The 18,724-nt window shown below is 72.2% G+C and carries 23 protein-coding genes and 1 tRNA gene; 13 read left to right on the forward strand and 11 right to left on the reverse strand.

Translation table 11 applies throughout. The features are described 5' to 3' along the window. Window positions 1-42 precede the first annotated feature (42 nt). The 9 genes from ACGF1Z_RS17900 (at window position 43) to ACGF1Z_RS17940 (ending at window position 6,182) form a co-directional block, all read left to right on the forward strand. Window positions 43-294 carry a hypothetical protein gene (locus ACGF1Z_RS17900; protein ID WP_393004902.1) on the forward strand — a complete coding sequence of 84 codons (252 nt, stop codon included), beginning with the start codon at window positions 43-45 and terminating at the stop codon, window positions 292-294. A 158-nt stretch (window positions 295-452) separates the two neighbouring features. Next, on the forward strand, window positions 453-641 hold the full coding sequence (locus tag ACGF1Z_RS17905) for a hypothetical protein (RefSeq protein WP_393004904.1): 189 nt from the start codon (window positions 453-455) through the stop codon (window positions 639-641). A gap of 11 nt (window positions 642-652) precedes the next feature. Beyond that, window positions 653-907, forward strand: coding sequence for a hypothetical protein (locus tag ACGF1Z_RS17910; RefSeq protein ID WP_393004906.1), 255 nt, complete (start codon window positions 653-655; stop codon window positions 905-907). 17 nt (window positions 908-924) lie between these two features. Further along, window positions 925-1,392, forward strand: a complete 468-nt coding sequence (locus tag ACGF1Z_RS17915; RefSeq protein ID WP_393004908.1) for a hypothetical protein — start codon at window positions 925-927, stop codon at window positions 1,390-1,392. A gap of 83 nt (window positions 1,393-1,475) precedes the next feature. Further along, on the forward strand, window positions 1,476-2,204 hold the full coding sequence (locus ACGF1Z_RS17920) for a DNA methylase (protein ID WP_393004910.1): 729 nt from the start codon (window positions 1,476-1,478) through the stop codon (window positions 2,202-2,204). Continuing rightward, a complete protein-coding gene (locus ACGF1Z_RS17925) occupies window positions 2,201-3,103 on the forward strand; it encodes a bifunctional DNA primase/polymerase (protein WP_393004912.1) in 903 nt (300 codons plus the stop codon). Before ACGF1Z_RS17920 ends, ACGF1Z_RS17925 begins: the two co-directional genes overlap by 4 nt. After that, a complete protein-coding gene (locus ACGF1Z_RS17930) occupies window positions 3,100-4,497 on the forward strand; it encodes a phage/plasmid primase, P4 family (protein ID WP_393004914.1) in 1,398 nt (465 codons plus the stop codon). The genes ACGF1Z_RS17925 and ACGF1Z_RS17930 overlap by 4 nt, the downstream gene beginning before the upstream one ends. A gap of 108 nt (window positions 4,498-4,605) precedes the next feature. After that, window positions 4,606-4,812: a helix-turn-helix transcriptional regulator gene (locus tag ACGF1Z_RS17935; RefSeq protein ID WP_393004916.1), complete on the forward strand. Its 207-nt coding sequence runs from the start codon at window positions 4,606-4,608 to the stop codon at window positions 4,810-4,812. Then, complete coding sequence (locus tag ACGF1Z_RS17940; protein ID WP_393004918.1) at window positions 4,809-6,182, forward strand: tyrosine-type recombinase/integrase; 1,374 nt, start codon at window positions 4,809-4,811, stop codon at window positions 6,180-6,182. The genes ACGF1Z_RS17935 and ACGF1Z_RS17940 overlap by 4 nt, the downstream gene beginning before the upstream one ends. 179 nt (window positions 6,183-6,361) lie before the next feature. Here ACGF1Z_RS17940 and ACGF1Z_RS17945 read toward each other — a convergent pair. Then, window positions 6,362-6,443, reverse strand: a tRNA-Tyr gene (locus tag ACGF1Z_RS17945). Between the two features lie 170 nt (window positions 6,444-6,613). Here ACGF1Z_RS17945 and ACGF1Z_RS17950 point away from each other — a divergent pair. From ACGF1Z_RS17950 to ACGF1Z_RS17960, 3 genes are all read left to right on the forward strand, one after another. Continuing rightward, on the forward strand, window positions 6,614-7,105 hold the full coding sequence (locus ACGF1Z_RS17950) for a YajQ family cyclic di-GMP-binding protein (RefSeq protein WP_376635310.1): 492 nt from the start codon (window positions 6,614-6,616) through the stop codon (window positions 7,103-7,105). Window positions 7,106-7,170: 65 nt separating this feature from the next. Continuing rightward, window positions 7,171-7,683 carry a methylated-DNA--[protein]-cysteine S-methyltransferase gene (locus ACGF1Z_RS17955; RefSeq protein ID WP_393004920.1) on the forward strand — a complete coding sequence of 171 codons (513 nt, stop codon included), beginning with the start codon at window positions 7,171-7,173 and terminating at the stop codon, window positions 7,681-7,683. After that, on the forward strand, window positions 7,680-8,309 hold the full coding sequence (locus ACGF1Z_RS17960) for an alpha-ketoglutarate-dependent dioxygenase AlkB family protein (protein WP_393004922.1): 630 nt from the start codon (window positions 7,680-7,682) through the stop codon (window positions 8,307-8,309). The genes ACGF1Z_RS17955 and ACGF1Z_RS17960 overlap by 4 nt, the downstream gene beginning before the upstream one ends. Window positions 8,310-8,316: 7 nt before the next feature. Here ACGF1Z_RS17960 and ACGF1Z_RS17965 read toward each other — a convergent pair whose 3' ends face one another. After that, entirely contained in the window at window positions 8,317-8,586 is a 270-nt protein-coding gene (locus ACGF1Z_RS17965; protein ID WP_376635305.1) for a GlsB/YeaQ/YmgE family stress response membrane protein, read from the reverse strand. A 57-nt stretch (window positions 8,587-8,643) separates the two neighbouring features. Between ACGF1Z_RS17965 and ACGF1Z_RS17970 the strand changes: the two genes are divergently transcribed. Continuing rightward, on the forward strand, window positions 8,644-9,876 hold the full coding sequence (locus ACGF1Z_RS17970; protein ID WP_393004925.1) for an APC family permease: 1,233 nt from the start codon (window positions 8,644-8,646) through the stop codon (window positions 9,874-9,876). Between the two features lie 206 nt (window positions 9,877-10,082). Here the strand turns inward: ACGF1Z_RS17970 and ACGF1Z_RS17975 are convergent, their stop codons facing one another. The 9 genes from ACGF1Z_RS17975 to ACGF1Z_RS18015 form a co-directional block, all read right to left on the reverse strand. Then, entirely contained in the window at window positions 10,083-10,490 is a 408-nt protein-coding gene (locus ACGF1Z_RS17975) for a YccF domain-containing protein (RefSeq protein WP_393004927.1), read from the reverse strand. After that, complete coding sequence (htpX, locus tag ACGF1Z_RS17980) at window positions 10,487-11,350, reverse strand: zinc metalloprotease HtpX (RefSeq protein WP_393004929.1); 864 nt, start codon at window positions 11,348-11,350, stop codon at window positions 10,487-10,489. The genes ACGF1Z_RS17975 and htpX overlap by 4 nt, the downstream gene beginning before the upstream one ends. A 216-nt stretch (window positions 11,351-11,566) precedes the next feature. Further along, entirely contained in the window at window positions 11,567-12,037 is a 471-nt protein-coding gene (locus ACGF1Z_RS17985; RefSeq protein ID WP_393004931.1) for an MscL family protein, read from the reverse strand. Between the two features lie 37 nt (window positions 12,038-12,074). Beyond that, window positions 12,075-13,601: an NADH-quinone oxidoreductase subunit N gene (locus ACGF1Z_RS17990; RefSeq protein ID WP_393004933.1), complete on the reverse strand. Its 1,527-nt coding sequence runs from the start codon at window positions 13,599-13,601 to the stop codon at window positions 12,075-12,077. After that, the gene (locus tag ACGF1Z_RS17995; protein WP_393005652.1) at window positions 13,598-15,151 is read right to left on the reverse strand and encodes a NuoM family protein; all 1,554 of its coding nucleotides are present in this window, start codon (window positions 15,149-15,151) and stop codon (window positions 13,598-13,600) included. Before ACGF1Z_RS17995 ends, ACGF1Z_RS17990 begins: the two co-directional genes overlap by 4 nt. A gap of 27 nt (window positions 15,152-15,178) precedes the next feature. Next, complete coding sequence (locus ACGF1Z_RS18000) at window positions 15,179-17,200, reverse strand: NADH-quinone oxidoreductase subunit L (RefSeq protein ID WP_393004935.1); 2,022 nt, start codon at window positions 17,198-17,200, stop codon at window positions 15,179-15,181. Next, complete coding sequence (gene nuoK, locus ACGF1Z_RS18005; RefSeq protein ID WP_393004937.1) at window positions 17,197-17,568, reverse strand: NADH-quinone oxidoreductase subunit NuoK; 372 nt, start codon at window positions 17,566-17,568, stop codon at window positions 17,197-17,199. Before nuoK ends, ACGF1Z_RS18000 begins: the two co-directional genes overlap by 4 nt. Continuing rightward, window positions 17,568-18,140 (reverse strand): NADH-quinone oxidoreductase subunit J, encoded by a 573-nt coding sequence (locus ACGF1Z_RS18010; RefSeq protein WP_393005654.1) that lies wholly within the window; start codon window positions 18,138-18,140, stop codon window positions 17,568-17,570. The genes nuoK and ACGF1Z_RS18010 overlap by 1 nt, the downstream gene beginning before the upstream one ends. Beyond that, window positions 18,140-18,724, reverse strand: coding sequence for a NuoI/complex I 23 kDa subunit family protein (locus tag ACGF1Z_RS18015; RefSeq protein WP_393004939.1), 585 nt, complete (start codon window positions 18,722-18,724; stop codon window positions 18,140-18,142). Before ACGF1Z_RS18015 ends, ACGF1Z_RS18010 begins: the two co-directional genes overlap by 1 nt.

An 18,724-nucleotide genomic window follows, 5' to 3' on the forward strand; every position in this document is an offset into this window, starting at 1 on the left:
CCACCTGCGAAAACCCCTGGAAACCGCCTGGGAGGGCCCTTCATGACCCCCGCCCTGCTCGCCATCACCTGCCTACTCGCCGTCACCCTCGGTTACATAGCGAAGTGCATGGCGTCGCCGTTCGGGGACTGCCGCAAGTGCCGCGGCTTGGGCTACGCGCTCAAGACCGACCGCAAGGGACGCCCCAAGCGCGGCAAGGACTGCCACCGCTGTCAGACCACCGGCAAGCGCATACGCGTCGGCCGCTGGCTCTACAACCGCGCCACCGCCACCTACCGCGCCGGCACCCGCTGAACAGCGTCGTGGGACCGGTGGTCGCCCCCTACCGGGGACTCGCCCTCAGGCAAGGGCTCGCCAGCACGACCACCGGTCCATGTCCCCGAGCTTGCGAGCACCCGGGGCCCGCGCAGCCTACCTAGCCACCCGAACCACCCGTCAAAGGAGTTCTCACGATGGCCGTGACCGTCTCCCTGGTCGCCCTGTTCGGGCTCGTCCTGTTCTTCCTCTTGCGCTCCAACACCCTCGGCTACGGATCCGCGTTCATCGCCGCCGGCTTCGGCTTCTTCCTCGCCTCCACCGGCGCCGCCGAGCCCATCAACAACCTCGCCAACGCCGTCCTCGACGCCATCCCCAACCTCTGAGGAGACGCCCCGTGCGACCGCGCATTCACCGCACCACGTGGCCCCGCCCCGCCCTCGTCCTCACCGACACCCCCCGCCCCGACTGCCCGAACTGCGAGGGCGACGGCTGGTGCGGCCGGGACTACGGCGACTACGAGACCAGCGAAGACGCCTGGACCGGGTGGGAGTGCGACCCGTGCCCCTGCTGGGACGAGAACCGGCGCTGGGTCCTCCTCCCGCTCCCGCGCCGCCACCCGAACGGCTACAGCGCCGAACCGCCCTTCTAGCCCCAAGAGGAACAACTGTGTTCGAGATCCGGATCATCTGCGACCCCAACGACACCGACCGCGTCACAACCGCCCTCGCCGGCGCCTTCACCACCGGCTCCGTACGCGAGCACCCCACCCGCGACGGACAGCGCACCCGCCTTTACGTCACCGCCGACCACCGCCCCACAGCCGATGACTGGCCCACGCCCGACCAGGCATACGCCAAGGCCCCCAGCATCATCAGCGAGATCGGCTGGACCGCCAACGCCGCCATCGGCCGCCCCACCTTCGCCCTGCTCGACCGGGAGTTCTGGCTGCGCAAGGCCGCGCTCCTGGACCGCATCGCCCTCGGCGACGACGCCGCCCCGGCCCAGAGCGACGCCAACGAGGCCGCCGACCAGGCCGCACAGCGGCTCCTGGAAGTCGACGGCGTGACCGACGTCTGCGGCCCCCGCGGCTACGTCCGCCGGCAGTACGCCACCTGGATCGAGAACCACCTCTAGGTACGCGGAGGGCGGCCCCCGTCTCGCCAAAGTCCGGGGCCGCCCTCGCTACCAGCACCTTCTACAGAACTGGAGACCCCAGCATGACCCATCCCGCCCCGATCCGGCGAGAGCACGGCGCCCGGCCGCTGCTGCTGGATCTCTTCTGCTGCGCCGGCGGAGCCGCCATGGGCTACCACCGAGCCGGGTTCGACGTCGTCGGCGTCGACATCCGGCCCCGCCCCCACTACCCCTTCGCCTTCATCCAGGCCGACGCGCTGGAGCACCTGGCCACGCTTATCGCGTCGCGGGAGATCCAGCGGTATGCGTTCGTCCACTCGTCCCCGCCGTGCCAGGCCAAGTGCACCCTGAGCGTGGGCACGAACCGCTCGAAGGGATGGGGCGGGACCCACGTCGACCTGGTCGCTCCGACCCGTGATCTCCTCGACGCCTCCGGCCTGCCGTACGTCATCGAGCAGCCCAACGGCCGCGCCGAGATCCGCAAGGACATCTCCCTGTGCGGAGAGATGTTCTCCCTCGGCGTCCTGCGACACCGGAACTTCGAACTGGGCCGCTGGACGGCCGCCAGGCCCGCCCACCCCAAGCATCGGGGCCGCGTGCGCGGGTGGCGACACGGCGAGTACCACGACGGTCCCTACGTCGCCCCGTACGGCAACGGCGGGGGCAAGCCCACCGTGCCGGAACTCCAGAACGCCATGGGCATCACCTGGACCGATGTCCGCGAGGAGCTGACCGAGGCCATCCCCCCGGCCTTCAGCCAGTGGCTCGGCGTCGCGTTCCTCGACCAGGCCCGGCTGGGGGTGGCGGCATGACCCATGCCATCCCGATCCGGCGAGACGCCCGGACCGGCTACCTCCCCCTCGCCCTATGGCTGGCCGCCCGTGGCGTGCCGGTGCTGCCGCTCCAGGGGCAGAAGGTCCCGTTCGGCAACTGCCCCGCCTGCCACGACAACGTCTGCGGCGGCCGGCCGAACATGAAGACCCCCGGCCCCTGCATGTGCCCTTCCACCTGCCACGGATGGGCCGCCGCCACCGCCGACCCCCACGTCCTGTCCTCCCCGCCGTGGGCCGCCGGATGGCGCACCGCGGCCGAGGTCGCCTACCACCCCGCCGGCGCCGGACTGACCGTGGTCGACCTGGACGACGCCGAAGCCATCAAGTGGGCCCGCGCCACCCTGCCCCCAACCCGCACCGTCCCGACCGACCGCGGCGAGCACTGGCTCTACCGGGGCACGATGCGCTCCGCCAACCACGTCCGGCCCGGGGTCGACATCAAGTCCCGCATGTCCTACGCCCGCTGGCTCGGCCCCGGCACCGGCGCCCTCGCGCCCCTGCCGCCGGTCGTCCTCGCGCTGGTCGAGAGGGAAGAGACCACCCGCCCCGCCAGGGGAGTGGACTCTTCGTCCCTGACGCGCGCCCGGTGGGACCGGAGCGTGGGCACCGGGTGCCGCCACACCGAGCTCTACGTCCGCAACGGCGTAGCGCGGAGCGTCGACCACGTCAGGGCGCACCCCGACAAGGGCGCCGGGACGGCCGCGTACGGCGCCGCCGCGTTCCTCGCCAAGCAGCACGCCGACTGCCCCGGCCCGTGCGGCCTGGAGGCCATGGGCGAGGACATCGTGGGCGCCGCCGTGTCCGTCGGCGTGCCCGAGCCGTACGCCCGCCGCTGCGTCAGCAACGGGCTCCACACGGCCCTGGGAGCGGTCGCGTGACCGCCGCCGAGGAGATGCCCTCCCCCGCCAACCCGCTCGCCGTTGCACGCCGCATCGTCCCCGACTGGCACACCCCGGACGGGCACCTGCGGCTGCGCCGGTGGCGCGGGTCCTGGATGTGGTGGAACGGCACCTGCTGGCGCGAGTACGACGAGCAGCAGATGCGGGCCGGGCTCTACAAGCGGCTGGAGCACGCCACCTTCACCGCCGGCGAGGACAAGAACGGCTTCCCGGAGGTGCGGGAGTGGGCACCGACCAAGACGAAGATCAGCAATCTGCTCGACGCGCTCGGCGCGATCACCCTCCTGCCCAGCGACACCGACGCGCCGTCCTGGATCGACGGCGAGCGCGGCCAGCACGACAGCAGCCCGATCGTCGCCTGCCAGAACGGGCTGCTGCGCATCCGGGACCGCGAGCTGCTGCCCCACCGCCCCGGCTTCTTCAACCTCGTCTCCGTTCCGTACAACTACGACCCGGACGCCACCGCGCCCGCCTGGGAGACGTTCCTGCGCGGGATCTGGCCGGACGACCGCGAGTCCATCGCCGCGCTCCAGGAGTGGTTCGGCTACGTGCTCTCCGGCCGCACCGACCAGCAGAAGATCCTGCTGATGAAGGGGCCGTCCCGCTCCGGGAAGGGCACCATCGCCCGCATCCTGAAGGAGCTGGTCGGCAAGGAGAACTTGGCCGGCCCCACCCTCGCCGGCCTCGGGACGAACTTCGGGCTGTCCACTCTCGTGGGCAAGCCGCTCGCGGTCATCTCCGACGCCCGGCTGTCCGGCGACGGCGGACAGGTGGTCGAGCGGCTGCTCACCATCTCCGGCGAGGACACCATCGATATCGACCGGAAGTATCGCGAGCCCTGGACCGGCAAGCTGCCCACTCGGCTCATGATCCTCACCAACGAGCTGCCGAACTTCGGCGACTCCTCCGGCGTGATCGCCCGGCGGTTCATCGTGCTCAACATGACCGTCTCGTGGCTCGGCAAGGAAGACACCGGGCTCACCGACAAGCTCGCCGCCGAGATGCCCGGGATCATCAACTGGGCCCTCGACGGCCTGGCCCGCCTGGAGCGAACGGGCCGGATCACCGAGCCGGCGTCCTCGCAGGACGCGGTCGTGACCATGCAGGACACCGCCTCGCCGACGAGCGCGTTCGTTCGCGAGCGCTGCGCCACCGGCCCGACTCGCGAGGTCCCCGTGGACGTCCTCTGGGCCGCGTGGCGGGAGTGGGCCGAGGACAACGGCGTGAAGTCGATCGGCACGAAGCAGCTCTTCGGCCGCAATCTCCTCTCCGTCGTCCCCCAGCTCCGCCGCACCCGGCCCCGGGACGCCTACGGCCGACAGGTCACCACCTACACCGGAATCACGCTCAACGCGTCGGATCCACATTCCTGAGAGTCGCGACTCATCGTGCACACGCCCCCGCCCAACGGCCTCTGTGCGCGATGAGTCGCGACTCATCGCAATGTCACGCCAACTTTTTCGCCCCGAGGAGGGGACCCGATGGCCCGCATCACCCGCCGCCGTCCGCCCACCGACGAGCTGCTGCCCCTGACCGACGTCCTGGCCGAGATCGGCATCACCCGAGCCACCTGGTACCGCTGGCGCAACCGCGGCTACGGCCCCGAGGTCAAGCGCCTGCCCAACGGGCACCTGCGGGTGCGCCGCAGCGCCCTGGACGCCTTTCTGAACGAGCTGGAGACCGCATGACCGACTGGAGCTACACCGTTCGGATCTGGAGCATCCGCAAGCGGCCCTACCGCAAGCCGTACCAGCTCCGTTGGCAGGTCGGCACCAAGCCGTTCTCCGAGTCCTTCCTGACGCTCGGGCTCGCCGAGAGCCGACGGGCGCAGTTCATCACCGCGACCCGCGAAGGCGAGCCGTGGGACACGGAGAGCGGCCTGCCGAAGTCGATGGTCCAGAAGGCCAAGGACATCTCCTGGTACCAGCACGCGAGGAACTACGTGGAGATGAAGTGGGACCACTCCCCCGCCTCCACCCGCCGGAACCTCGCCGAGGCCATGGCCACCGTGACGCTGGCGCTGCTGAAGGACACGAAGGGGATGGCCGACTACAAGGCCGTCCGCCGATCGCTCTACACCTGGGGCTTCAACGTGAACCGCTGGAAGGAGGAGATGCCCGAGGACGTCGCAGCGCACCTCGCCTGGGTCGAGCGGAAGTCGGTTCCGACGTCGAGCCTGGCCGATCGGATGCTCGTCCGTCGAGCCCTAGACGCCTGCGCCCGCCGGCTGGACGGGAAGACGTCGTCCGGGTCGGTCATCGCCCGCAAGCGGGCCATCTTCCATCAGGCCCTCGGTCTTGCCGTGGATGCCGAGCTGCTGGCCGAGAACCCTATGGCGGCGATCAAGTGGAAGGCGCCCGAGAAGGTCGAGGAGGAAGTGGACCCCGAAGCCGTGCCGGACCCGGAGCAGGTCGCCGCACTCCTGTCGGCCGTACGGAAGCAGGGCGGCCGTGGGCGGCACCTGGAGGCGTTCTTCGGGTGCATCTACTACGCCGGCGCCCGTCCCGGCGAGCTGGTCGGCATCCGGCTGCAGGATTTCGACCTGCCGCGGCGAGGCTGGGGGCTCGTCCGGCTCCGCGAGAGCCGGGCCCGTTCCGGCAGCTCCTGGACGGACACCGGTGAAGCCCACGACCGGCGGGGGCTGAAGCACCGCACGCGGAAGGCGGTCCGGCACGTGCCCATCCCGCCCGAGCTGGTCTCCATGCTCCGGTGGCACGTCACCGTGCACGGCACTCACCACGACGGCCGGATCTTCCGGACCGCCCGGGGCGGGATGGTTCAGGAGAGCGGCTACGGGGAGGTCTGGGCGAACGCCCGAGAGGACACCCTCACCGCGACCGAACAGGAATCGAAGCTGGCTAAACGGCCGTATGACCTTCGTCACGCCGCCGTCTCGACTTGGCTCAGCTCCGGGGTGGAGCCTCAGCTGGTCGCGCAGCGGGCCGGGCACTCCATGGCTGTCCTCTTCCGGGTCTACGCGAAGTTCCTCAAGGGCGGCGACGACGCTGCCAACGCGAAGATCTCCGCCCGGCTGAACCAGCACCGCGCCGCGCCGTGAGGCACCCTGTCGGTCGCAGCAGCAGGTAGGCCCCGGGAATCTCGTCCACGTCTCGTCCACAACCGCTGGTAGACCCCGGGATTCGGCGGGATACAGCGAGACAGTTCGCGCCTCGGGTCCAAACTTAACAAGACGGCCCCTGATCGCGTTTCCGCAGATCAGGGGCCGTCTCTATCGCGTGGCGGCGCCAGGATTCGAACCTGGGTAGGCTAAGCCGACGGATTTACAGTCCGCTCCCATTGGCCACTCGGGCACACCGCCATGGGATCGCTGCCTCGGAGCCGCTTTTCGGCGGTGCTCCCTGGCAACGACGTAAACAATACCTGATCCCCGGGGGTGCTCCGCCACCGGATTGATCACGGGTCGGCGGCGGTGCGGGTGGCTACGCTTTGTGCTGCACCCATACGGATCCGAGCAAGGAGCCTCACCTCATGGCCGACTCCAGTTTCGACATCGTCTCCAAGGTCGAGCGGCAGGAGGTCGACAACGCCCTCAACCAGGCCGCCAAGGAGATCACGCAGCGCTACGACTTCAAGGGCACCAACGCCTCCATCGCCTGGTCGGGCGAGAAGATCCTCATGCAGGCGAGCGGCGAGGAGCGGGTCAAGGCGATCCTCGACATCTTCCAGTCCAAGCTGATCAAGCGGGGCATCTCGCTGAAGGTGCTGGACGTGGAGGGCGAGCCGCAGCTGTCCGGCAAGGAGTACAAGCTCTTCGCCTCCATCCAGGAGGGCATCTCCCAGGAGAACGCGAAGAAGGTCGCCAAGGTCATCCGCGACGAGGGCCCCAAGGGCGTCAAGGCGCAGGTGCAGGGCGACGAGCTGCGCGTCAGCTCGAAGAGCCGGGACGACCTGCAGGAGATCATCGCGCTGCTCAAGGGCAAGGACTTCGACTTCGCGCTGCAGTTCGTGAACTACCGCTAGACCGTCGAGCCCCGCGTCCGAAAACCGCCAGCCCCGACCCCCTCCGGGCTCGCACACTGGAACGCATGACGCGCACTCTCCACACCCACGTGAACAGCCCCCTCGGCGCCCTGCTCCTGGTGGGGCAGGCTGCCGACGGGGGTCACGTCGTGCTGCGGTCGCTGTCCCTGGAGGGCCAGAAGGGCGGCGCCGTCGTCGAGGAGGGCTGGGTCCGCGCGGATGCGGCCTTCGCCGGGATCGCCGAGCAGCTCGACGCGTACTTCGCCGGACGGCGCAGGGCGTTCGACATCCCGTTCGCGGAGACCGGCACCGACTTCCAGCGCAGGGTCTGGCGCGCGCTGGAGGAGATCCCGTACGGCACGACCGTCTCGTACGGGGACATCGCCCGCCGGGTCGGCTCCCCCGGCGCCGGGGTGCGGGCCGTGGGCACCGCCATCGGGCGCAATCCGCTGCTCGTGGTGCGGCCCTGCCACCGGGTGATCGGGGCCGACGGGAGCCTGCGCGGCTACGCGGCCGGCCTCGACCGCAAGGAGCGGCTGCTCGGGCTCGAAGGGGCTCTGGGGGGAGTGCCCGGGTGAGCGAGGGGCTGTTCCCGCGCGAGCGGTCCGTGCCGGCGCCCGGCGCGGTGCACGTGCCGGGGTGGCTGTCGTTCGATCGGCAGCGGGAACTGGTCGCCGCGTGCCGGGAGTTCGGGCGCGGCCCGGTCGCGTACGAGCACACCGTGCTGCCCGGCGGCGGCGTGATGTCGGTGCGTTCGCTCTGTCTGGGGCGGCGCTGGGAGCCGTACCGCTATCTCGGGGAGGAGCACATCCGCGCCGAACTGCCCCCCTGGCTGGCCGAGCTCGGACGGGCGGCGCTCGTCGAGGCCTACGGGGAGCACGGCGGTTTCGCGCCGGACACCGCGCTCGTGAACTTCTACGCGGACGGCGCCCGGATGGGCATGCACCAGGACCGGGAGGAGCGGTCGCCCGCCCCCGTCGTGTCGCTGAGCCTCGGCGACACCTGCGTCTTCCGGCTCGGGAACACGGAGAACCGCGGACGCCCCTACACCGACGTGGAGTTGGCCTCCGGGGACCTGTTCGTCTTCGGCGGTCCGTCGCGCCTGGCCTTCCACGGGGTGCCGAGGGTGTACGCGGGCACCGCCGCGCCCGGGCTCGGACTCGACGGACGGCTGAACATCACCCTGCGCGAGACGGGGCTCTGACCCGGTCTCAGCGCTCGCGTGAGTGGCCGAAGACTATGCGGTACGCGATCAGCAGCACCAGGGAGCCGCCGATCGCCGAGAGCCAGGTGGCCCCGTCGTAGAAGTCCGCCGTGACCGGGCGGTCCAGGAAGCGGGCCGACAGCCAGCCCCCGAGGAACGCGCCGACGACGCCGATGACCGTCGTGCCGATCAGGCCGCCCGGGTCGCGGCCCGGCAGCAGGATCTTGGCGATGACGCCGGCGAGCAGGCCGAGAACGATCCATCCGATGATGCTCATGCCCAGGAGGACGCCCGGCGGTCCCGCCCGGTTGCCGTACCCCTTAATGTGCGGCACATGACACAGGAACTGCGCCGCACTCTCGGGGTGTTCGACGCCGTCGTGATCGGGCTCGGCTCGATGGTCGGCGCGGGGATCTTCGCGGCCCTCGGCCCCGCCGCCGACGCGGCCGGGGCCGGCCTGCTGCCGGCGCTCGGGGTGGCGGCGTTCGTCGCCTACTGCAACGCGATGGCGTCGGCGCGGCTGGCCGCCCGCTATCCGGCCTCCGGCGGCACCTACGTGTACGGCAGGGAGCGCCTGGGTTCGTTCTGGGGGCATCTCGCGGGCTGGGCCTTCGTCGTCGGGAAGACGGCCTCGTGCGCGGCGATGGCGCTGACCGTGGGGTCCTACGTGTGGCCGGCGCACGCGCACGCGGTGGCGGTCGCCGCCGTCGTGGCGCTGACGGCCGTCAACTACGGCGGCGTGCAGAAGTCGGCGCTGCTCACCCGGGTGGGTGTGGCCGTCGTCCTGGCCGTGCTGGCCGCGGTGGTGGTCACGACCGCCGGGGCCGGGCAGGTGGACCGGCTCGGGCTCGCCGGGGACGCCCCCGCGGGCGGGGTGCTGCAGGCGGCGGGACTGCTGTTCTTCGCCTTCGCCGGGTACGCGCGGATCGCGACGCTCGGCGAGGAGGTGCGCGACCCGGAGCGGACCATCCCGCGGGCAGTGCCGCTCGCCCTCGGCATCGCGCTCGTCGTCTACGCGGCCGTCGCCGTGTGCGTGCTGGGTGTCCTCGGGCCCGCGGGCCTGGCCTCCTCCTCCGCCCCGCTCGCGGACGCGGCGCGGGCCGCGGGCGCGGACTGGCTGGTGCCCGTGGTCACCGTGGGGGCGGCCGTGGCGGCGCTCGGCTCGCTGCTGTCGCTGATCCTCGGGGTGTCCCGGACCACCCTCGCGATGGCCAGGGACGGCTATCTGCCGGCTCCGCTGGCAGCCGTGCACCCGCGTTTCCGGGTGCCGCACCGCGCGGAGCTCGCGGTGGGCGCGGTGGTGGCCGTGGTGGCGGCCACGGCGGACGTACGGGGCGCGATCGGCTTCTCGTCCTTCGGCGTGCTGGTCTACTACGCGGTCGCCAACGCCTCCGCCTGGACCCTGGGCCGGCGGGAGCGGCCGCTGGCGCTGCTCGGGCTGGCCGGCTGCGCGGCGCTCGCGTTCTCCCTGCCGCCGACCGCCGTGGTGGCCGGGACCGGGGTCCTGGCGGTCGGCGTGGTGGCGTACGCGGTCAGCCGAGGACGGCCGGCGGCCCCACGCTCCTGAGGCGGTCGACGGACTCCCGGGAGCCGGCCGGGGCCGTCCGGTGCGCGGCCGGGCGCCGCCCGCGCGGGCGCGGATCCCCCGGCGTGGCGCCGGGCCTGCTGCCTGGTGCCTGGCGGGGGCGGTCCCGGGGAGCGCTCGGCGGCGACGGTGCGGCGGGGCCGTGGACGACTCGTACACGGGCCGCGGCGGGACGCTGCGGCGGCGGTCTACCGGCCCGCGTAGCCGTACATGGCGTGCGCGTCGTCCGTACGGACGATCTCCTTGCCCAGCGGCAGCAGCGAGACCGGGATCAGCTTGAAGTTGGCGATGCCCAGCGGGATGCCGATGATCGTGATGCAGAGGACGATGCCGGTGGTGATGTGGCCGAGGGCCAGCCACCAGCCGGCCAGGACCAGCCACAGCACGTTGCCGACGCAGGACGGCGCGCCCGCGTCATGGCGGTCGACGACCGTGTGCCCGAAGGGCCACAGGGCGTAGAGGCCGATACGGAAGGCGGCGAGCCCGAAGGGGATGCCGATGATCGTGATGCAGAGCAGGAGACCGGCCAGCATGTAGCCGAGGAACATCCAGAATCCGCACAGGATCAGCCAAATGACGTTCAGGATCGTTTTCACGGGCGTCGACCTGCCATCTGTTCGAGCCGAGCGATGCGCTCGGCCATCGGCGGATGGGTGGAGAACATCTTCGAGATCCCCTGTCCGGGCCGGAAGGGGTTCGCGATCATCATGTGGCTCGCGGTCTCGATCCTGGGCTCCGGCGGGAGCGGGAGCTGTTTGGTGCCCGCCTCCAGCTTGCGCAGGGCGTCGGCGAGGGCCAGCGGGTCGCCGGTGAGCTGCGCTCCCGAGGCGTCGGCCTCGTACTCGCGGGAGCGGGAGATGGCGAGCTGGATGACCGAGGCGGCGATGGGGCCGAGGATCAGTACCAGCAGATAGCCGAGCAGGCCGGGGCCCTCGTCGTCGTTGGACCGGCCGACCGGGATCAGCCAGGCGAAGTTCACCAGGAACATGATCACCGAAGCGAGGGCGCCGGCGACCGAGGAGATCAGGATGTCCCGGTTGTAGACGTGGCTCAGCTCGTGGCCGATGACCCCGCGCAGCTCGCGCTCGTCGAGGATCGCGAGGATGCCCTCGGTGCAGCACACGGCGGCGTTGCGGGGATTGCGCCCGGTGGCGAAGGCGTTGGGCGCCTGGGTGGGCGAGATGTACAGCCGCGGCATGGGCTGGCGGGCCTGGGTGGAGAGCTCGCGGACCATCCGGTACAGCGCCGGGGCCTCGAACTCGCTCACCGGCCGGGCGCGCATGGCACGCAGCGCCAGCTTGTCGCTGTTCCAGTACGCGTACGCGTTGGTGCCGAGCGCGACGACGAGCGCCACGATCAGGCCCGTACGGCCGAAGAAGCTGCCGATGACGATGATGAGGGCCGAGAGCCCTCCGAGGAGGACCGCGGTCCTCAGGCCGTTGTGCCGGCGGTGCACGGTACGCCCTCCAAGTGGTGCGGCAGGGGAACCCTTCGCTCTGTCGGGATCCACGCGGTGCTACGCGTCCAGTGGACCCTTCCCTCCTGGTCAACGCCAGGCGGGAAGCTCGGGTTCCCCAGGTGGCGGGGGTGTGCCGTGTGGGCCGTACGGGTGAGGGCCGTCGGACGGACGGACCCGGCCCGGGCCGGTCCGTCCGACGGCCCCCGAGCGCGCCTAGCGCGACGCCGGGATCGCGACCCGGTCCAGGCCGGCCTTCTCCAGGGCGGCGGGGATCGGCTCGACCTCGCTGGTGCAGTGGCCGCAGCGCGAGGCGATGGCCGGGATCTCGGTGAAGCAGCGGGGGCAGTCGCGCTTCTCCGACTTGGGGTCGGCCGCCGCCGCCTTGACGAACCGCGCCTGGATCTTCGTCATGGGGACGACGATCAGGAAGTACAGGACCCCGGCCGTGATCAGGAACGCTATGGCGGCGGCGATCGCCAGGCCGTACGGGAAGACGGTCTTGCCGACGGTGAACCGGGCCTCGCTGAAGTCGCCGACCGTGCCGGTGGCCAGGCCGATGAGCGGGGTGATGAACGCCTTGCTGAAGCCGGTGACCACGGCCGTGAACGCGGAGCCGACGGCCAGACCGATGGCCATGGTGACGACGTTCCCGCGAAGTATGAAGTCCTTGAAACCGTTCAGCACGGTGGTCCGCTCCTTGCAGTGCTCGCTGTGGGGGGGGTCAGAAGAGGCTGTTCGCCGCGAAGCGGAGGGCGAACTGCGGATAGCCCGACAGCACGACGCCCGCGACGGCGGTGAGCGCGACGGCCAGCGTGATCGGGGCGGGGACCCCGGCGCGGGACGTGCGCGGCTCGCCCTCGGGCGCGGTCCGCGGCGCGCGGAAGAGCAGCGCCGTCCACCGCAGGTAGTAATAGAGGGCGATCACGACGTTGACGGCCATGATCACGGCGAGCCAGCCGAGGCCGGCGTCGACGGCCGTCGAGAAGACGGTCACCTTGGCGAAGAGGCCGATGATACCCGGGGGCAGTCCCGCCAGATTGAGCAGGAAGAAGCCGAGCGCGAGCGCGGCCGCCGGGCTCGTCGCGTACAGCCCGCGGAAGTCGGAGATCCGGGCCTCCGGGTGGGTGCGGGCGACCACGGCGACGACCGCGAAGGCGCCGAGGTTCACGACGGCGTACATCAGGGCGTAGGCGACGGTCGCGCCGATCTGGTCGTCGCTGGAGTACGCGGCGGCCGCGATCGGCACCAGGAGGTAGCCGGCCTGGGCGACGGACGACCAGGCGAGGAGGCGCACCGCGCTCCACGCGCGCGTGGAGACCTGCCGCAGGGCGGCCACGTTGCCGGCGGTCATGGTGAGCGCGGCGAGGGCGGCGAGCGCCGGGCCCCAGACGTCCGCGTAGGAGGGGAAGGCGACGACGGTCACCAGGATGAGACCGGTGAACCCGACGGCCTTGCCGACCACGGACAGGTAGGCGGCGACGGGCAGCGGGGCGCCGACGTAGGTGTCGGGCACCCAGAAGTGGAAGGGGACGGCGGCCGTCTTGAAGGCGAAGCCGACCAGGGTGAGCACCACGCCCGCCTGGGCGAGGGTCTGCAGCTGGCCCGGCACGTCGCCGAGCCGCTGCGCCACCTCGGTGAGGTGCAGGGTGCCGGTGGCCGCGTAGACGAAGCTGACGCCGAGCAGGGTGACGGCCGTGGCGGTCACCGAGGAGAGGAAGAACTTGAGCGCGGACTCGCTGGACATGCGGTCGCCGCGCCTGAGGCCGACGAGCGCGAACGCGGGCAGCGAGGCCACTTCGAGGGCGACCACGAGCGTCGCCAGGTCGCGCGAGGCGGGCAGCAGGGCGGCGCCGGCCGCGGAGGACAGCAGCAGGAACCAGTACTCGCCTGCGGGCAGCCGGTCCCGGGTGTCGGCGAGCGACAGCAGCGCGGTGACCAGCGCGCCCGCCAGCACCAGGAACTGGATGACCAGGGTGAACTGGTCGACGGTGTAGCTGCAGGCCCGCACCTGGGTGTCGGCGGTGAGGCAGAAGGTCGAGCGGTCGGCGCCGCGCAGCGGCAGGAGCAGCAGCAGCGAGGCGGCCAGGCCGGCGACGGCCGTCCAGCCGAGGAGCTGCCTGCGGGCGGCCGGGACGAACAGGTCGGCCACGAGCACGGCGACGGCGACCGCCGCGGTGAGGGTCGGCGGCGCGATGGCGAGCCAGTCGACGGACTGGACGAGGCTGGGCGCTGCGGCCGTGGCGGTCACTGGGTGCCTCCCGCGAGGAGCTGCTGGACGGCCGGGTCGGTGAGGCCGAGGAGGACCGCGGGCCACAGTCCGGCGAGGACGGTGAGGGCGACGAGCGGGGTCCAGGCGGCCAGCTCGTAGCCCTGGACGTCGGCGAGGGCGGCCTCGCCGGCCGGGCGGGGACCGCCCATGCAGACGCGGCGGACGACGACGAGCAGATAGCCGGCGGTGAGGAGGGTGCCGAAGGCGCCGATCGCCATGAAGGTGAGGAACGCGGGCCGGCTGAGGCCCGCGGCCGGTTCGAAGGCGCCGAACAGGGCCAGCATCTCGCCCCAGAACCCGGCGAGACCGGGCAGGCCGAGGGAGGCGACGGCGGCGAACGCGAGGAGGCCGCCGAGGCGGGGGGCGCGGCCGTAGAGGGCGGCGCCGGTGGCCCCGGCGAGGGTGTCCAGGTCGGCGGTGCCGTAGCGGTCCTTGAGCGCGCCGACCAGGAAGAAGAGGAGGCCGGTGATGAGGCCGTGGGCGATGTTGGCGAAGAGGGCGCCGTTGACCCCGGTGGGGGTCATGGTCGCGATGCCGAGGAGGACGAAGCCCATGTGCCCGACGGAGGAGTACGCGATCAGGCGCTTGAGGTCGCCCTTGCCGCCCGGCTTCGCGAGGGCGAGGCAGGCGAGCGATCCGTAGATGATCCCGGCGACGGCGAAGGCGGCGAGGTACGGGGCGAAGACGCGCATGCCGTCGGGGGCGACCGGCAGCACGATGCGCACGAACCCGTACGTGCCCATCTTCAGCAGGACACCGGCGAGGAGCACCGAGCCGACGGTCGGGGCGGCGGTGTGGGCGTCCGGGAGCCAGCTGTGCAGCGGCCACATCGGGGTCTTCACGGCGAGCCCGAGGCCGATCGCGAGGACGGCCGTGATCTGGACGGAGGTGGTGAGTCCGCGGCCGTTCTGGGCGGCCAGCGCCACCATGTCGAAGGTGCCCGCCTGCACGCCGACGAGGAGGAGGCCGAGCAGCATCACGACGGAGCCGAGCAGCGTGTAGAGGATGAACTTCCAGGCGGCGGCCTGTCGGCCGGCGCCTCCCCAGCGGGCGATCAGGAAGTACATCGGGATGAGGACCGTCTCGAAGGCCAGGAAGAACAGGACCAGGTCGAGGACGGCGAAGGTCGCCAGGGTGCCGGACTCCAGGACGAGCAGCAGGGCGACGAAGGCCTTCGGGGACGGGCCCGAGGGCATCTTGAAGTAGCTGTACAGCGCGCACAGGAAGGTGAGCAGCGCGGTCAGGACCACGAGGGGGAGGGAGATGCCGTCGACACCGAGGTGGATCCGCACGTCCAGCGCCTGGATCCAGGTGACGTCCGTGGTCGCCTGCATCGTCGACGGGTGGTCGTGGTCGAAGCCGAGCGCGAGGACGATCGTGGCGAGCAGGACCACGCCGGTCACGGTCACGCCGTGGCGGAGCACGGCCTGGCCGGGCGAGCTCCCCCTCAGCCCGGGCGGGGCGGGCAGGAGCGCGGCCGCGGCGCCCACGAGCGGGCCGCCGACGACCAGGAGCAGGAGGACCTGCATCACGGTGGGGCTGATATCGATCACGGCTCACGCTCCGGCGGCGGCGTTGGCGAGGACGACGGCGACGATCGCCAGGACGACGGAGCCGGCGAGCAGCGCGCTGAGGTACGTCTGCACGTTGCCGGTCTGGGCGCGGCGGACGAGCCGGCCGAGGCCCCTGGCGCCGGCGCCCGCGCCGCGTACGTAGGTGTCGACGACCTCGCGGTCCAGGAACTGGACCAGGGAGGCGGCGGCGAGTACGGGGCGGACGAACGCGGCGCGGTAGACGGCGTCGAGGTGGAAGCCGGCGGCCGCGGGCCGGTGCAGCGGGCCCAGCAGGGCGCGGCCCGGGTCGGCCGGGTCCGCGGCCGGGTGCGGCAGGTCCAGTGCCTCGGCCTCGACCTGCCCGGCCTCGGCGTCGGGGTGGGCGACGTGCGGGGCCGGGGCGGTGACGGCCCCGGCGGCGGCCGGCTCGGCCGGCAGGGGGGCGGGGGCGGCGAGCTTCGCGGTGAGCGAGCGGCGGACCGCGTACGTGACGGCGGCGCCGACGACGGCGAGGCCCGTGCCGAGGACGGCCGTGGTGAGGGTCGGGGTCAGCGGGTGCCCGTCGAACCAGTCGTCGAGGTAGGCCGCGCTCAGGCCGAAGCCGAGCGAGGGGATCGCGAGGACCCACAGGACGGTGGTCATGGCGATCGGCTGGCGCCCGTGGTCGGGTGCCTCGGCCCCGCGGCCGCGGAAGGCGAGCAGCCACAGGCGCATCGCGTACGCGGCGGTGAGCAGCGCGGTCAGCAGTCCGGCGACGAGCACGATCCAGCCGGCCCCGGCGGGCGCCAGGGTCCGCTCGCCGGTCGCGGTGTGCTCGGCGGCGACGAGGACGGCCTCCTTGGAGAAGAAGCCGGCGAAGGGCGGGATCGCGGCGAGCGCGAGCAGGCCGACGGTCATCGTCCAGTAGGCGTCCGGGACGCGCCTGGTCAGTCCGCTCATGCGGGACATGGCCGAGAGCGAGTTGGTGCCGGCGGCGTGGATGACCGCGCCGGCGGCGAGGAACAGCAGCGCCTTGAAGGCGCCGTGCGACATGAGGTGGAAGACGGCGGCCCCGCGGTCGCCGACGGCGAGGGCGCCGGCCATGTAGCCGAGCTGCCCGATCGTCGAGTAGGCGAGGACCCGCTTGATGTCGTCCTGGGCGAGCGCGGCGAGACCGGAGCCGACCATGGTGACGCCCGCCATCACGGCGAGCACGGTCAGGGCGGCGGCGGAGGCGGTGAAGACGGGCAGCAGCCGGGCCACGAAGTAGATGCCGGCGGCGACCATCGTCGCGGCGTGGATGAGCGCGGAGACCGGGGTCGGGCCGGCCATCGCGTCGGGGAGCCAGGTGTGCAGCGGGAACTGCGCGGACTTGCCGGCCACACCGGCGAGCAGGAGCAGCGCCACCAGGGTGGGGTGGTCGAGGCCGCCGCTCGCGACGGCGCCGAGGACGCCGGTGATCCGGAAGGTGCCCGCGTCGGTGGCCAGCGCGAAGAGGCCGATCAGGAAGGGCACGTCACCGAGCTTGGTGACGAGGAAGGCCTTGAGGGAGGCCGAGCGGGCCTCGGGGGTCTCCCAGTAGTGCCCGACCAGGAAGTACGAGCAGATGCCCATGATCTCCCAGCCGACCAGGAGCACCATCAGGTCGCCGGAGTAGACGACCAGCAGCATCGCGGCGGTGAAGAGGGAGACCAGCGCGGCGTAGGAGGGGTAGCGCGGGTCGTGGCGCAGGTAGCCCGTCGAGTAGACCTGCACGCAGGTGGCGACCACGCCGACCAGGACCGCGACGAGGGCGGCGAAGCCGTCGATGTGCAGGGCCAGGTCGATCGGGACCGAGCCGGTCGGGGTGAGCTGGGTGGAGGCGTCGATCGCCGTCCCGCCGCCCTGCCGGGAGGCCACGACCGCGGCCAGTACGGCCGCGGCGAGGGTGGGCAGCACGGCGAGCGGGCGCACGAAGCCGGGCGCGGTCCGGCCGAGGAGCAGGCCGGCGGCGGAGCCGAGGAAGGGGAGGAGGGGGACGAGGACGGCGAGGGTCGTCGTGGTCACGCGGTGGCCTCGGCCTTCTCGTCGGCGGACGGCCCGTCCGCGGGCGTCTCGTCCGCGGCGGGCGCTTCCTTGGTGTCGCGGAGGCGGTCGACGTCCGAGGTGCCGCGGTTGCGGTGGACCATCAGGACGATCGCGAGACCGATGCCGATCTCCGCGGCGGCGATGGCGATGGTGAAGAGGGTGAGCGCCTGGCCGGCGTGCAGGGTGTCGCGGAGCCAGACGTCGAAGGCGACCAGGTTCAGGTTGACGGCGTTGAGCATGAGCTCGACGGACATCAGGACGAGGATCGCGTTGCGGCGGGCGAGGACGCCGTACAGGCCGACGGAGAAGAGGAGCGCGGCGAGGACGGCGGGGTAGGCGAGGTGCATCAGCGCGTCTCCTCCGCGTCCTCGGGGGCCTTCTTGCGGGACAGCACGATCGCGCCGACCAGGGCGGCGAGCAGCAGCACGGACAGCGCCTCGAAGGGCAGCACCCAGTGCCGGAAGAGGATCTCGCCGGACACCTCGGTGGAGCCCTGGGCGGGCCCGTCGAGGTCGATCCAGGTGGTGCGGAACGCGTCCACGACCACCCAGACCAGGGCCGTCGCGGCGGCCGCCGCGACGGCGAGGGCGACCGGCCGGTTGCCCGAGTCGGAGTCCGGGGAGCGGCCGATCGGGGCCCTGGTGAGCATGAGGCCGAAGAGGAGGAGGACGACGACCGAGCCGACGTAGATCAGCACCTGGACCCAGGCGATGAACTCGGCGGTGAGGAGGAGGTACTCGACGGCGAGGCCGCCGAGCGCGACCACCAGCCAGAGGGCGGCGTGCACGAGCTGCCTGGTGGTGACGCTGACGAGGGCGGCGCCGAGGGTGACCAGGCCGACCAGGAGGAAGGCGATCTCGACGCCCGTGGGCGAGAGGAAGCCGTGGCCGTCCGGGGCGGCGAGCTGAGCGGCGAGGATCACTGCTGCGAGCCCCCTTCCCCGGTGGTGGGCTGCTGGGCGGCCTGCTCCAGGGCGGCCTGGGCGGCGGCCTTCTCGGCCGCCTTGCGGGCCGCGGCGAACTCCTTCGGCTCCTCCGCGCGCGGGTCGAGCGCGGGCGGCTCCGGCACGGTCCACATCCACTCGCGGAGCTTGTCGCGCTCGTGGGTGAGCTCGTGGATGTCGGTCTCGGCGTACTCGAACTCCGGCGACCAGAAGAGGGCGTCGAAGGGGCACACCTCGATGCAGATGCCGCAGTACATGCAGAGCGAGAAGTCGATCGCGAAGCGGTCGAGGACGTTCCGGCTGCGCTCGCGGCCGCCGGGGGCGGCCGGCGGGACCGTCTCCTTGTGGGAGTCGATGTAGATGCACCAGTCGGGGCACTCGCGGGCGCACAGCATGCAGACCGTGCAGTTCTCCTCGAACAGCCCGATGACCCCGCGGGTGCGGGGCGGCAGCTCGGGCTGGGCCTCGGGGTACTGCGCGGTGACGCTCTTGCGGGTCATCGTGCGGAGGGTGACGGCGAGGCCCTTGGCGAGGCCGGAGCCGGGGATCGGGGGAGCCAT

It is taken from the genome of Streptomyces sp. NPDC048018 (genome assembly GCF_043202995.1).
Taxonomy (GTDB): Bacteria; Actinomycetota; Actinomycetes; order Streptomycetales; family Streptomycetaceae; genus Streptomyces.